12 protein-coding genes and 2 pseudogenes are annotated in these 14,337 nt (G+C 56.1%); 4 read left to right on the forward strand and 10 right to left on the reverse strand.

Annotated features, from left to right (window positions below):
* Positions 1-36: 36 nt before the first annotated feature.
* Entirely contained in the window at positions 37-861 is an 825-nt protein-coding gene (locus NFS31_RS05700) for a carbohydrate ABC transporter permease (protein WP_251492493.1), read from the reverse strand.
* A gap of 59 nt (positions 862-920) precedes the next feature.
* Complete coding sequence (locus tag NFS31_RS05705; RefSeq protein ID WP_160226879.1) at positions 921-3,143, reverse strand: hypothetical protein; 2,223 nt, start codon at positions 3,141-3,143, stop codon at positions 921-923.
* Positions 3,144-3,360: 217 nt separating this feature from the next.
* On the opposite strand from NFS31_RS05705, the gene NFS31_RS05710 reads away from it, so the two are divergent.
* Both NFS31_RS05710 and NFS31_RS05715 read left to right on the forward strand, forming a co-directional pair.
* Positions 3,361-4,065, forward strand: a complete 705-nt coding sequence (locus NFS31_RS05710; protein ID WP_251492495.1) for a response regulator transcription factor — start codon at positions 3,361-3,363, stop codon at positions 4,063-4,065.
* A complete protein-coding gene (locus NFS31_RS05715) occupies positions 4,058-5,647 on the forward strand; it encodes a sensor histidine kinase (RefSeq protein WP_251492497.1) in 1,590 nt (529 codons plus the stop codon). The genes NFS31_RS05710 and NFS31_RS05715 overlap by 8 nt, the downstream gene beginning before the upstream one ends.
* Here the strand turns inward: NFS31_RS05715 and NFS31_RS05720 are convergent.
* Positions 5,561-6,178 (reverse strand): DedA family protein, encoded by a 618-nt coding sequence (locus NFS31_RS05720; protein ID WP_160226883.1) that lies wholly within the window; start codon positions 6,176-6,178, stop codon positions 5,561-5,563. The genes NFS31_RS05715 and NFS31_RS05720 overlap by 87 nt on opposite strands.
* A gap of 297 nt (positions 6,179-6,475) precedes the next feature.
* On the opposite strand from NFS31_RS05720, the gene NFS31_RS05725 reads away from it, so the two are divergent.
* Both NFS31_RS05725 and NFS31_RS05730 read left to right on the forward strand, forming a co-directional pair.
* Positions 6,476-6,667 (forward strand): hypothetical protein, encoded by a 192-nt coding sequence (locus tag NFS31_RS05725; protein ID WP_251492499.1) that lies wholly within the window; start codon positions 6,476-6,478, stop codon positions 6,665-6,667.
* Between the two features lie 154 nt (positions 6,668-6,821).
* The gene (locus tag NFS31_RS05730) at positions 6,822-7,598 is read left to right on the forward strand and encodes a hypothetical protein (RefSeq protein WP_251492501.1); all 777 of its coding nucleotides are present in this window, start codon (positions 6,822-6,824) and stop codon (positions 7,596-7,598) included.
* 9 nt (positions 7,599-7,607) lie between these two features.
* On the opposite strand, the gene NFS31_RS05735 is transcribed toward NFS31_RS05730, so the two are convergent.
* The 7 genes and pseudogenes from NFS31_RS05735 to era all read right to left on the reverse strand — a co-directional run bounded on the left by NFS31_RS05735 (position 7,608) and on the right by era (position 13,984).
* On the reverse strand, positions 7,608-8,009 hold the full coding sequence (locus NFS31_RS05735; protein ID WP_251492503.1) for a hypothetical protein: 402 nt from the start codon (positions 8,007-8,009) through the stop codon (positions 7,608-7,610).
* A pseudogene (locus NFS31_RS28220) lies at positions 7,996-8,197 on the reverse strand (AAA family ATPase); the annotation flags it as partial. The pseudogene NFS31_RS28220 and the gene NFS31_RS05735, both read right to left, overlap by 14 nt.
* A gap of 104 nt (positions 8,198-8,301) precedes the next feature.
* Positions 8,302-9,219 (reverse strand): homoserine O-acetyltransferase MetA, encoded by a 918-nt coding sequence (metA, locus tag NFS31_RS05740; protein ID WP_251492505.1) that lies wholly within the window; start codon positions 9,217-9,219, stop codon positions 8,302-8,304.
* A 160-nt stretch (positions 9,220-9,379) separates the two neighbouring features.
* Positions 9,380-11,413 (reverse strand): annotated as a pseudogene (gene ligA, locus NFS31_RS05745) (NAD-dependent DNA ligase LigA); the annotation flags it as partial.
* Positions 11,414-11,499: 86 nt separating this feature from the next.
* Positions 11,500-12,282 carry a pseudouridine synthase gene (locus tag NFS31_RS05750; RefSeq protein WP_251492509.1) on the reverse strand — a complete coding sequence of 261 codons (783 nt, stop codon included), beginning with the start codon at positions 12,280-12,282 and terminating at the stop codon, positions 11,500-11,502.
* Between the two features lie 121 nt (positions 12,283-12,403).
* Complete coding sequence (recO, locus tag NFS31_RS05755; RefSeq protein WP_251492511.1) at positions 12,404-13,057, reverse strand: DNA repair protein RecO; 654 nt, start codon at positions 13,055-13,057, stop codon at positions 12,404-12,406.
* 18 nt (positions 13,058-13,075) lie between these two features.
* Positions 13,076-13,984 (reverse strand): GTPase Era, encoded by a 909-nt coding sequence (era, locus tag NFS31_RS05760; RefSeq protein ID WP_251492513.1) that lies wholly within the window; start codon positions 13,982-13,984, stop codon positions 13,076-13,078.
* Between the last annotated feature and the right edge of the window lie 353 nt (positions 13,985-14,337).

Here is a 14,337-nt window from a genome sequence, read left to right on the forward strand (position 1 = left end):
CGCCTGCTTAAAACATGTCCCAGGCGGCCCGGGCTGTTATCTCCTTTTCAGCATCCGCGGCAAAAGCGCAGACACGCCCATCGTCCCGACGATGCACGCAGTCAGCATCACTGCGGCCGCGCTCATCTTTTCGATCTCCAGATTCAGAAACCAGTGGTTAAATAAATGCTGCAGCATGTAGATCCGCTCATGCGGATACGGCCCCGCCACAATATAAGCCTCGCGGAAGACCTTAAAGGAATTGATCACGGCCAGAAACAGGATCATCCCAGACGCCCGCCTGACCTGCGGCAGCGTGATATGGATAAGCTTTCTGAATTCCCCCGCCCCGTCAACCTCAGCGGCCTCGTAAAGCTCATCCGGTATCGCGGCCAGCGCCGCCAGCCACAGGAGCATCTGGTAGCCCGTATTTTTCCACAGATAGGCAAACACCAGCACCGCAAACGACTGAGATCCGTGGATCCAGTCAACGGAAAGGCCGGCCAGGCGGTTTACAATCCCGTCCCCGCAGAATACCATTTTCCATAAAAGAGCAACCCCGGCCGCCGGAACCGCCGCCGGAAGCACGAGCACGGTTTTAAAAAAGCGGCTCTTTTTGCAGGAACGGCTGACCAGCAGGGCCAGGAAAAAGGACACGGCCATCAAAAGCGGCAGGGCGGTTCCCATAAAGCGCGCCGTATTCCCCGCCGCCAGGCGAAACGCCCGGTTTGCAAGCACCTCGCGGTAGACGGCAAGCCCTTTTGTCCGCCCAACCGCGTCGAAAAAGGGAAAGAGCGCGAAAACCGCGACGCCTGTCATGCTGAGGAGCAGGAACGGCAGGGCCTTTCGCGTATCTCTCCCCGCCCGTTTCCGTCTCCCCATGCCCCTGCCAGGCCGCCGGCCGCGGCCTGGCGCAGCGCTCTGTAAAGAACGGTCCACCTCTATTCCCTCTCGCTGTACATAAGCTGCAGCTTATTCCCGATCGCCTCCGCCGCCTGCTCAGCGCTTTCCGTTCCCTCAAAATATGCCTTAGACCCGTCGGCCACAATCTGCAGGATCGATTCGTCCACCGCTGCCGGCACAGAGGCCAGGCGCACGATTCCTATGATATTCTCGCGTTTCTGGCGATCCGGCCATTTCCCCTCGAGACGCACATCCGTGCCGCGCATGCTTGTGCTCGTGGAAATATCCTTTTCCATATCCGCCCAGCTCTCCAGGCTGTCCGTCCGCACGGCAAACCCGTCCCCGAGCGATTCCCGCTGCACCTCGTCGCCGAATAAAACGCGCAGGAACGCTCCCGCCGCCTCCTGATTGCCGGATGAGGCGTTGATCCCGGCTGCCACGGAGGGCGCAAAGGTTTTCTTAAGCCCCGATACCGGAACCTCGCAGGAAAGCATCTCCACTGCCGCAAACGGCAGCATCACATCGTCCAGGGAGGTTAAAAGCTCCGCCGCCGCCGAGGAGCGCCCCAGGGCCAGGTTATAATCGCACTGGCGCGCAAAGCCGTCCAAAAAGACGCTGTTATCCACACTTAAGCGATCCATTTCACTCTCATTAAAGGACGTCTTCGCCTGCCCTCTCCCGCCGGCGCTTTTTACGGCCAAAAGCCAGCGCAGCAGCGCCCCGTCGCGGATCTTTCCCGAGGGCTCAAAAATCTCCTCATAGCACGTATACGCCGTAAAGCGCAGGATATTTTCATACAGATCCGGGGCAAAAAGCGGCGTATCGCCCGCGTAAGACGCCATTTTATCCAGGGACGTCAGCGCTTCGCAGCCCGCCCTGCTACCGAACATGACAGGCGTCATCACCCTCGCCGGGAGATAATAGCATTTCCCCTCCTCATCCAGATAATTGGAAAGCATATTGGGAAGAAGGCTGGCGCGCATATCGGACAGAGTCCCGCTTAAATCGGCCAGAATCCCCTTCTTTTTGTAGATTTCGGCCGGAAGGCCGTCCAGAATCAGGATATCCGCCCCGCCCCCGTTTAAAAGCTCCGTATTCAGGGCCCGGATCACGTCCTCTGACACCGCCTCCCGCGGATCCTCCACCGCGATGCGGTAATCCACACGGATCCCCGGATTCTCCTTCTGGAATATCGCCGCCGCCTGCCGCACGGTCGCGTGATCGCGCAGCGCATAGATCGTCAGCGTCTGCGCAGGAACCGCGTCCGCCGTCTCGTCAAAATAATAGCGGAACAGATGCGCCTTGTCATAATTCGTATAAATTCCGTAAAAATCCCCGTCCGCACCCTTTGCAAATCTCTTTAAATAGATATCCTGCCGTCCCATGGAATTTAAGCTTCCGTCAATAAGCTGCTCCCACACTGTCCCGTCCTGACTGATACGGTAAAGCCCTGACGCTCCGGCCGCATAGAGAAAGCCCTCGTCCGTAAACAGGCCCCAGCTATAGAAATCGTCCGCCTCCTGGCCCGGCATGGGAAATGACCCGGACTGTTTCCCGGTCAGGAGATCGTAGCGGACGATCTCCTGATTGTAAAACGTATAATAATCCGTTCCGGAAAGAGCCGCCGCGCTCCGGCTATCTGTCCCCAGAAAATCCTGAGGAAGCACAAAGCCCCTTTTTCCATCTTCATTATAAAGCGCGGCTTCCGAGATATCCGAGGCAAGAAGGCGCTGATCCGGGAGAATACCCACAAAATCAGGAATCAGTCCATACTCTTCTCCCTCCGGAACGGCAAACACATCAGAAAACCGCTCATTTATCCCGCCGCCTTCCTCCTGCGTCCATAGGTGGAACACATAGTCCGTGTCAAAACCTCCATAATACAGGGCGCCATCCCCTCCGTAAAACAGCTTCGACACATTGACTCTCTCCGGCGCGGGAATCTCCCCGGCTTCTGTCCAGCCAGAGCCGTCATAGCGGTAGCGCCTGGCGTTCTCCCCCTCAGGGCGGACCACAAATTCAAGGCTTCCGTCCGGAAGGGACGCGACGTCCTCGATACCATTCTCCCCCATCTCCTCTGGAAGCTCAATCTCCTCCTCCATAAAACGGCCCTTGCCGGACGCGCCGTCTGCCTCAGCGGCCGGACTGTCTGTACTTTTGTCCGCACTGCCCTCCCGGCTCCCTGTTCCTCCTGCGCAGCCTGTAAGCGCCGCTGTACACGCCACGGCCAGCGCCGCCGCGAATATACGCTTTTTATGCATCTGATCCTCTCCTCCTTATCCGTGTAACTGTAAAGCGTAACCAGGACGTTTCCTTTCAGAGATCCCGGACGGTTACGCCTTTTTCCCTATTCTACACGTTTTTTCTCTAAAAAAACTGGAAACGGATCCTCTGTTTTTTCAGTTTTTTTAGAGATTTCTGTGATATACTTGAGGGAATATGGAAGGAAATGAAATGCACACGAATAGGGGAACCGCAATGAGAATACTGCTGATTGAAGATGATAAAGCGCTTTGTGAATCCCTGCTTCTGGCCCTGAAGCAGGCCGGCTATGGGGCGGATGCCTGCCATACCGGGACGGACGGGCTGCTCCTGTCCTCCTCCGGCATCTACGACTGCCTGATCATTGACCGGATGCTGCCGGAAATGGACGGACTCACCCTGTTAGAGGCATTGCGGCGGCAGGGCGTCTCAACGCCCGCGATCTTTTCAACTGCCTTAGACGGGCTCCATGACCGCGTCCGCGGCCTCGACGCCGGCGCGGACGACTATCTGGTAAAGCCCTATGCCATCGAGGAGCTGCTGGCCAGGATCCGCGCCGTTACCCGCAGGCCCGGCCGCATCGCGGATGATGAAACGCTGTCCTTACAGGGCCTTTGCCTTGATCCCGCGCGCAGGGAGCTCTCCTATCTGGAGGCGAGGATCTCCCTCTCCAAAAAAGAGACGGCCCTGTTTGAGTATTTCCTCAAAAATCCCGGACGGACCCTGAGCCGCAGCGCCATCTTAAACTATGCCTGGGGCTCCCTAAGCGAGGTGGAGGACGGAAATCTCGACAATTATATCTATTTTCTGAGACGCCGCCTGCGCGCGCTCAAGGCTCCTGTCCGCATCGTCACCGCCCACGGAACCGGATACCGCATGGAAGAAACGGCCGCAGAAGAGGAAGGAAACGGACATGTATAAGGGCAGCGCAGGCAGAGATGGGACGCATGACGCCCCATCTGAGAACAAAGCGGCCGGAAACAGATTCCATACAGACGCGCAGGCAGACAAATCCGGCAGAAAGCAGGCAGACGCAGGCAGCGCGCCAGACAGGCAGAACAGAGAAACGGCCATGTTCGATCAGGTGCAGAGAAAGCTGGCCCTTCTCTGTACCGCCATGGCCGGCGCTGTCCTTTTTCTGCTGTTATCCGTCCTCTTTACAAGAAATATCGCCATTCAGAGGCGCGGCGGGGAGGCCGCCTTCCAAAGCCTGTGGATGTCCATAAGCTCCCAGTTCCGGATAACCCCTTCCATAAATGATTCCTATCTGGCGCAGACTGAGGCCGCCCATCACGCCATTGTCTACATCGAGGAGAACGGCGTCCCCTTCTTCTTCCCCGGCGCATGGCAGCCGGAAAGCGCCAGGGAAAGCCTGATCCGCCTCGCCATGGCGCGCGCGGCTAAGGAGGGCGTTTTCCCCCAGATTCCCCCTGTCTCCTCCTCCGAGAACCAGACCGGGGAATTCCAGATCCGCGGCAGCGCAGGCGACGCCTACTACGGCCGGCTGCTCGTCCTCCCGTCCGGGAAAGGCGCCAAAAGCCTCCTGCTCCTCTGCCATATCACCCCGCTCGCGGTTCTCGTAAGGCAGCAGCTTCCCCTCTATGCCTTTGCCGCTGCCCTCGGCGCGCTCTGCATCTGGTTTGTCAGCCGCTATATCACCGGACGGGCATTGCGCCCGGCCAGGGAAGCCGCTGTCAGGCAGGCGGAATTTATCGCCGCCGCCTCCCATGAGCTCCGCTCCCCTCTTGCCGTGATACGCTCCGGGTGCTTTACCGCCCTGCAGGCCGCGTCCCAGGCCCACAAGGGCAATCCGGACGCCGCAGGCGAAAGTGGATTGTCCCTGCCCCGCATCCTCTCCAATATGGAACGGGAATGCAGCCGCATGGCCCGCCTTGTAAACGATATGCTCCTTTTGGCGTCCGCCGACGCGGGTACATGGACCTTAGAGCCCACTGAGCTGGACGCTGATACGCTCCTGATGGACACATACGAAACCTTCCTCCCCCTCTGCCGGCAGAAATCCATCTCCCTCTCCATCACCCTGCCCCGGGAGGCAGGCCCCCGCTTCTATGGCGACTCCCAGAGAATCGGGCAGGCGCTTGCGATCCTTCTTGACAACGCGGTCTCTTACACCCCGGCCGGGGGGACAGTCCATCTGTCGCTGTCCTTCTGCCAGGACGCGCCGGCATCCCTGGAATTTGAAGTCGCGGACAGCGGCCCCGGCATCCCGGATTCTCTTAAAACACAGATCTTTGACCGCTTCTACCGCGCCGACTCCTCGCGCAGCGCGAAAAAACACTTCGGCCTGGGGCTCAGCATCGCCAGGGAGCTTATGCGCCTTCACGGCGGAACGATACGGGTCTGCGACCGTCCCGGAGGCGGCAGCCGTTTTATCCTCAGGCTTCCCGCGCTCCGCTCAGACCTCCCGTCCCGCCCGTTTCCGGAAGTACAGGCTGCTCCCAAGAAGCGCCGCCGCACCGGCCGCTGCGATCGCGGCGTTTGAATACGTGTGAAGCGCTCCCAAAATCCGCTCCCACGAAGCGCCCGCCGCCGCACCGGCCGTCACCAGAGCCGTATTCCAGAGCAGGCTTCCGGCCGTTGTCAGGAGAAGAAACGGAACCATCCGCATCCCCGCCATGCCGGCCGGAATCGAAATCAGGCTGCGGATAATCGGCACGCACCGGCAGAAAAACACCGTGCTTTTCCCCTTCCTGTCAAACCACCCCTCCGCGTCCCGCACATCCCCGGCCTCAAAATGCAGCCCCTTCCCCACTCTCCCCTCCAGAAGAGCGCTCAGCCGCCTCGCCGGAATCAGGCGCCCCACATAATACAAAATCACCGCGCCGGCCACGGAACCCGCCGTGGAGGCCGCAATCACCCCCGCGCTTTTCATCTGCGTATACGTTGTCATAAAACCTCCAAACGTCAGAATCACCTCCGACGGAATCGGCGGAAACAGATTTTCCACCAGAATCAATACAAAAATACCCGCATATCCGTAGGAATTCATAATCCCAACCACAAACTGCTGCATCCACTGCCTCCTGAACGTTCCGGCCCTGTCTGCGCCTCAGACAGAGCCGTTTTTATAAACTATACCTAAGAGGCGTTATGTATGCCTGTAAGTATGAAATTAGTTGTTACGATTCACGGCGGCTAAAAGCAGCCGTTTCCGTGAACCGTAACACGCTTCGCGATGCACACAAACCGCAAAAAACACAGTCTGGCGCCCCTGTTTGTCTGTCAAAGGGCTTTACACCCCTGACATTAATTGCTATAATGAAAGCAACCGATACATGTAACCAAACACTCATAGAAAGCAGGTGAATTTATGCCAGATGGTATTGAAGTGATAAAAGCCGCGCTTGATGATTTCAAAAAGATCCAGGAATATATGTTATTAGCAAAAAAGGAGAATGCCACTGAAACATATGCAAAATTGAAAGATGAATATCTGACAATAAAAGCACTGCTTAATGTATCAGGCGTAAATCTGGCAGACATTGATAAGATCAAAGAATAGTATTTAACTGCATTGTACCCATTGGACAATTTCGGCCGGGTATGCTATAATGGCCCCGGCAGTTTATCAATCAACACCCCCGCGGCAGAGGGCCAATTGTGCAGGCAGGCATACCCGCCCGGCCCGCTGTCCGCGGGATGAAAGAGGTATTTATATGACAGACTTTTTTCAGAAAATGAATGAGGGATATGCGCAGAAGCATTTCCCCACCGGATCCGTATTTGAGAGCGCTTCCAAAACCTTAAAACGCCGCAGCTTCGTCGGGATTATCGTCATCGGCGTGTGGGTAATCGGCGCTCTTTTCGGGCTCTTCTGGGGCATTGGAAGAACCATGGAATTTATGGCTGAGGGGCAGGATGATATGCTGGGAGTGGGCCTGGTGATCTGCGGCTTCTTCGCTGTGATCGCGCTGATTTCCGGGATCATCCTTTATTTCTTCATCAGGAACACGAGGCAGAAAAGGAGCGATTATATCAAACTTTCCGCGAAAAAGAGCCAGTTGCCGGAGAGCGAGATCGAAGCCTTTGACCGGCAGGCCGTCGCCTCCGACACATTCATCTTAAAGCTGACAGCAGGTATTGACCGGGTTCTCTCAAGCGCCACTAACAAGGACGGACTGCTCACAAGAGACTATATTTACCTGGCAAATCCCGCCCTGATTGTCATGCGGGTGAAGGATGTAAGGGCCTGCTGCTTCAACGATTATACATATTACATCAACACCGGAAAACGCTCCAAAAAGATCCATGGCCTGGCCATTACGCTGATCGCTTCCAATGGAGTCACTGACACCTCCGACACAACGGAAGCCGCCGGGCAGGCTCTCATGGCGCTTCTGAAGGAGCGCAACAGCGCCATTGATACCAATGACGGAAAGGTGGTGCCCGAGGGGGCGCTTGACGCTTACAGGAAAAAGGTGTTAGGAAGATAAATGATCGTCTTATCCTGTTCGGGAAAGCTGTCCGGCCAGGAATGCGTGGTAAATGTTTTCCTGATAGCCGTAAAAACTAATTGTATCAAACAGCGGGCCGTTTATATACTCCTGCCGCCTCCTGGCATCACCCTTCCACAGCGCGTCAAACAGTGCTGAACGGCCGCCGGCTTCGGTTTTTGCCAGGAACCATTCATTGACGCTTTTCCTGAATAAGGCCCTGATTTCAGCGTTCGGTATCGTCAGTTCGAGGCTCCCGCTACCGGGAGTCTCCGGGATATCTTTTGGCCGCATCCTGATCAGATAACCAGCGAAATACAGCAGTGTCCGGATATTCCTTTCAGAAGAATGCAGCGCATCATAGGTCAGGTTGGGCTCAATCGGTTCAATAATATATCCTCCGGATATCAAAAAATTCAGCCATCATGCTCATGCCGAGGGTTGTTCCAAAACGTCTGGGACGTGTAATCAGGGGAACCTGTGTGGCGTCTGTTTTCAGCAGCTCCTCAATTAACCCGGTTTTATCAATATAATAAAAGCCATTTTTTTCTGATGAATTTAAAATCGGAAAGGCCGACAGGAATATTGACATTGTTCATTTTATCCACCCTCCCAGTCTCAGGCGCTAAAGACTCATAAGCTGCAAAATATCTGCTGTGCTTATAGCTTACCTCTCCCCAAAGCGTTCACATCGCCTGCCCTCTCACGCCTTCCCATACAAATCATACGGCGTCTCCTGGTAAACGTAATAATTCAGCCAGTTCGAGTACAGCGTATTCGCCATATTCCTCCACGTAAGCGCCGGCATGGAGAAGGGATCATTGTTTTCATAATAATTGCACGGCAGCTCCGGATCAAGCCCTTTCTTCAAATCGCGGTGGTACTCGTTATTCAAAGTCATCCTGTCATATTCCGGGTGGCCCTGCATGAAGATCTGCTTTCCGTCCCGGCTCATGACAAGGAACACGCCGGCCTCCTCCGACCGGGCCAGCACCGTCAGCTCCGGGCGCTTGTCAATATCTTCCCTGCGCACTTCGGTATAGCGCGAATGCGGGCAGTAAAAATAATCATCCAGGCTGCGCACCAGAGGAACCTTGCGGTCCAGAACCTTATGGCGGTAAATACCGGAGAGCTTCTTTTTCCTCGCGTATTTCGGAATGCCGTAGTGGTAATACAAACCGGCCTGGGCGCCCCAGCAGATGTGCAGCGTGGAGGTCACATGGCTCTTGCTCCACTCCATAATAGCGGACAGCTCCGGCCAGTAATGGACCTCCTCATATTCCAGGTTCTCCACCGGCGCTCCGGTAATGATCATCCCGTCAAACCGGCTGTTTTTCACCTCGTCAAAGGTGATATAAAATTTATTCAGATGGCTTGCCGAAGTATTCTTCGATTCGTGCGAGGCAATCATCAGGAACGTGCAGTCCACCTGCAGAGGCGTATTGGACAATGCGCGCAGAAGCTGCGTCTCCGTATCCTCTTTGATCGGCATCAGGTTCAGGATCAGGATCTCCAGAGGGCGGATATCCTGGCTTAACGCCCGATCCTCATCCATGACAAATATATTTTCAGATTCCAGCACGGACTTTGCCGGCAGACCCCTTTGTATTTTAATCGGCATGTTCGTCTCCTTCTTTCTTCTGCTGTACAGGCAGGTCTAAAGCATCCCTGCCGTCCCCCGGTTCTGTGTCATCCTTCGGTGCTTTGCCGCTGCCTGCTGCTGCGCCGTCCTCCATCTCTTCGCCGCCTTCTGCCGCGCCGTCCCCTCCGCCTCTCTCCTCAAGCAAAGCCAGAAACATCTCCTCTGAAATCACCGGAACGCCCAGCTCACGGGCTTTTTTGTTTTTTGAGGAGGCGGAAGCGGTATCATTGTTGATGAGGTAATTCGTCTTTCCCGTCACAGATCCGGTCACCTTGCCCCCCAGCGCCTCGATCCGCTCCTTCAGCTCCTTACGGTTCTTAAAATGCTCCACGCTCCCGGTGATGACAAAGTTCAGCCCTGCAAGCGCCGCCTCTTCGCCATCGTCCTCCCCGTCCGGCGGGGCGGTAATGGTCAGCTCCGCAAGCAGCCGGTCCACAATCCCATTATTGCCCTTGTCCGAGAAAAATTCGATCCAGGCGTCCGCCAGCACCTCTCCTATGCCGTCCACAGACACCAGCTCTTCCCGGTCCGCGTTTCGCATCGCTTCAAAATCGTTCTTAAAATGGCGGCAGAGCATCTTCGCGTTTGCCAGCCCGATCCCTGTGATTCCAAGGCTGAATATCACCCGCGGAAGCGTCGTTTCCGACGCGGCCTTTGTCGCCTCCGTCAGGTTATCAAATGATTTCCGGCCAAAGCCGTCCATCTTTACGATCTCATCCTCGTGTCTGTCCAGATGGAACAGATCCGCGTACTCATGGACAAAACCCACGCCGATGAATTTTTCAAGCGTCGCCTCGGAAAGCCCGCGGATATTGAGGGCGTCCCGGCTGGTAAACAATGTAAAGCTCTTGATCTTCTTTGCCTGGCACTCAGGGTTTGTGCAGTACAGGGCCTTCACGTCATTCATCTGCCGGATCTTCGTCGGCCCGCCGCACACCGGGCACGTTTTTGGTATATCGCGGACGCCGCTCTTTGTTAAATTTTCTGCAATCTGAGGGATGATCATATTGGCCTTATACACCGTGATCCGATCGCCGGCTCCCAGCTCAAGCCCCTCGAGTATGCTTAAATTGTGGACGCTGGCGCGGCTGACCGTCGTCCCCTCCAGCTCCACAGGCTCAAATACGGCCACGGGATTGATAAGCCCTGTCCTTGAGGCGCTCCATTCAATATAGGAAAGCGTCGTTTCCTGCAGCTCGTCCGCCCATTTAAAGGCAATGGAATCCCTTGGGAATTTATCGGTGCGCCCCAGCGAGCGGCCGTATGCAATGTCGTCATACAGGAGAACCAGGCCGTCAGAGGGAATATCGTTTTGCCCCACCCGGCCGGAAAACGCATGGACCGCTTCGGCCAGCGTCTCCCGCTCCACTTCCTGATACTCCACGACATCAAAGCCCTGGGAGGAGAGCCATACAAACTGCTCCTTCCGGGAATTATTGAAATCCACCCCGTCCGCGCTTACCAGGCTGAACGCATAGAAACGTACGTTCCGGCGGGCCGTCACCGCGCTGTCCTGCTGGCGGACCGAGCCGCTGCAGAGATTCCGCGGATTCTTATAGCGGGCGTCCACATCCTCAATCTGTTCATTGATCCGCTCAAAATCCGGGTAGCGGATGACCGCCTCGCCCCGCAGGACTGCCTTTCCCTGAAACGCGATCTGCAGCGGCACATTGGCAAATACGCGGGCATTGCTTGTGATAACCTCCCCGATCTCCCCGCTGCCGCGCGTCACGGCCTTCTGGAGCTCCCCTTTATCGTAGGTCAGTACAATCGTCAGCCCGTCCAGCTTCCAGGAGAGCAGTCCCGCCTGCTCTCCGAGCCATTCTCCCAGCTCTTCCACGCTCTTTGTCTTGTTGAGCGACAGCATCGGGCTCTCATGGCGCTCCTTTGGAAGCGAGCTCACGACCTCGAAGCCAACGTTTCTCGTCGGGCTGCCGCTCAGCACCACGCCCGTTTCCTTTTCCAGCAAAAGCAGCTCGTCGTAAAGCCTGTCGTACTCAAGATTGCTCATGATCTCGCGGCTCTCCTGATAATAGGCGCGCCCGGCCTCTCTCAGCCGCTCAACCAGTTCGCGGATCCTCCTGACAGCGCCGGCCTGCCCGGCCTCCTGCCCCTTTTCCTCCTCTGTCTGCACTCTGTCCTGCGTTTTATACTGCATTCTGATCCCATCCATTTCTGCAACTGCCCGTCTGCACGGCGCATCATACATCATCGCATCCATTCCCGGGGGACATCACCCGCGGTCCGCGTCCTCTGCACTCAGCGCGCCGGCTGTCTCCCGTTCCCGTTAAGAAGCCTTGAAAGCTCCTCCCACTCTTCCTTCGTAACCTCGCGGTACTCCCCTGTCTTTAAGCCTGCCAGCCTGATATTCATGATACGCACCCGCTTTAAGGCCGTCACCTCAAAGCCCAGGGCCTCGCACATCCGGCGGATCTGGCGGTTCATCCCCTGGGTCAGTGTGATACGAAAGGAACGCTCTCCCGTCTTTTCCACATAGCAGGGCCTTGTGACTGTCCCCAGAATCGGCACGCCGCCCGCCATACGGCGGATAAACGCATCGTTTACCGGACGGCTGACCGTCACCTCATACTCCTTTTCATGGCCGTTCCGGGCGCGCAGGATCTGATCCGAGAGCCCGCCCTGGTTCGTCATCAGAAGCAGCCCCTCTGATTCCTTATCGAGGCGCCCCACAGGGTAAATGCGGGAGGGAAATTTGATAAAATCCACAATATTCTCCGCGCGGTCTTTATCCGAGGTCGTACACACGATCCCCCTGGGCTTATTGACCGCCAGAAGCACCGGGCGCTCTCCCCCTGTCACCCGCCTGCCGCCGCACACGATTTCCTGGGAGGGAAATACCCGCATCCCGGTTGACGCCCGTTTCCCGTCCACAAACACCTCGCCGGCCGCGATCCTCCGATCCGCCTCACGCCGCGAGCAGACGCCCGCCTCACTTAAATATTTGTTCAGACGGATCCCTTTAACAGGCGAACCCGCAGCCGGGCGCGCGCCCTCCTTATCCTGCCTGTTTCTCTCTGCCATAATCTGTATTCTCCCCGGTTTTCTTATCCAGTTTCGGTTCACACCTCTGCCAGAGCATATTTGAAACATCGTAACAGGCCGAACGGGGTATCCTCCCGCCCGTCTGAACTGTTACGAAACATCACTCCCTCTGCAGCGCCCGCAGAATTTCAAGAGAATGAAATTCCCTGTCAATAAACCGCCTCTTATTCTCCTCCACGCACCGCCTGAATTCCCCAAAAGCATCCTCCTTAAGGAGAAATGTATACAGCTTTTCGATCGGCGAAAACGCCGTATACTCCCAGGCATACGCAGCCGAATCGCCCGTGGATACAGGAGGCTTGCTTGTGTACTCCCCGTTTATGACCATGATCCTCAGCTCAAAGATGCGCTGGACCAGCGAATTGGGGAGAGCCGGCTTTAAAAGCGCCCGAAAGGACTGGTATAAAAGGCGCAGCGTCTCTCCCCCGTCAATGCCCTCCCGCCCGTAATAGGCGGCGAATTCCGCAAAATACGAGGCATAGCACGCGCATTCCACGTCCTTTTCCAGCCCTTCAAAATAATTCTCGATTTCCGCGCCGTAGAGGCTGTAAGCGTCCCGCCCCTGCGCCAGAGTAAAGCTCCCGAACGCAAACGGCCGGCCGGGCGCCCGAAGAAGGCTTCCGGGCCGCTTGGCCCCCCTGGCAAACGCTGTGATCTTCCCCCTCTCCTTTGTCAGAATCACAAGACGCTTGTCATATTCCCCGGACGGGGCGGCCATCAGAACCATCCCCGTCGCCTGCACGAGATCCCGCATACCATCCGCCCCTTATGCCTAACTCCCAATTTCCCTGGGATTATATCCGTAATTCTTCATATAGAGATCGCTGTCGCGCCACTCCCTGCGCACCTTAACCCACAGCTTCAAGTTAATTCTGGCGTCCATCAGGTTCTCAATCTCCGTGCGCGCCGCCGTCCCGATCCGCTTAAGCATCGATCCGCCCTTTCCGATAATAATCCCTTTATGCGAATCGCGCTCGCAGACGATCGTGGCATCCACATCGATCAGCCCGTTCGGCCGTTCCTTCATCCGCTCCACCACCACCGCGATCCCGTGCGGTATCTCATCATCCAAAAGCCGCAGGGCCTTTTCGCGCACAAGCTCCGCGCAGATCTGGCGCATAGGCTGATCCGTGATCGTATCCTCATCATAAAAGCATGGGCCCTCTGGCAGATATTTAAAGATACACTCCTTCAAATCCTCCAGATTTATCTCCTTAAGCGCCGAGACCGGAACAATCTCCGCAAAATCGCAGATATCCTTATAAGCCGCGATAAAGGCCAGGATCTCCTCCTTTTTCACGGTATCGATCTTATTGATCACCAGAAGAACCGGTGTTTTCACGCGGTTTAGCTGCTCCGCGATATGGCGTTCCCCGGCCCCGATAAAGGTCGTGGGCTCTACCAGCCAGAGGATCGCATCCACTTCCTTCAACGTGCGCTCCGCCACGCTGACCATATACTCGCCCAGCTTATTTTTCGCCTTGTGAATACCCGGCGTGTCCAGAAATACGATCTGCCCGCGCTCATCTGTCAAAACCGTCTGGATCCGGTTTCTCGTTGTCTGCGGCTTTTCGGAAGTAATCGCGATTTTCTGTCCGATCAAATGATTCATCAGCGTGGATTTCCCCACATTCGGCCGCCCGATCAGCGCCGCAAAGCCTGATTTTAACTCTTTCTGCATATCTTCTCCCCTCAGAAACGGCGCTGCATGGGCAGACGAGCCGCTATGCGAAATATCTTTTCCTCCTTGTATTACAAACAGCCTGGATACCTCAAATGACAACATCATTTCCTTTATGAAATAATTGGCCACTTTGGTTTGTCGTGAGGGGGCCGCCAGCGTCAGGCTTTATATCCAACGGAACCCCGCTCCCGCCCGGAGAAAAGCGCAGCGGACGCTAAGCTTGAAAAGACCCCGCTAAGCGCCGGCGGTTTTCTACGGGTTCCTTATGGATATAGAACCTGACGATGGCTGCCCCCTCACGCCAAAGCACGGCCCTCATACACTCCGACCCAAGATTCTTAAATATCAAA

Source organism: Otoolea muris, assembly GCF_943193115.1.
In the GTDB taxonomy this organism is placed as follows: Bacteria; Bacillota; Clostridia; order Lachnospirales; family Lachnospiraceae; genus Otoolea; species Otoolea muris.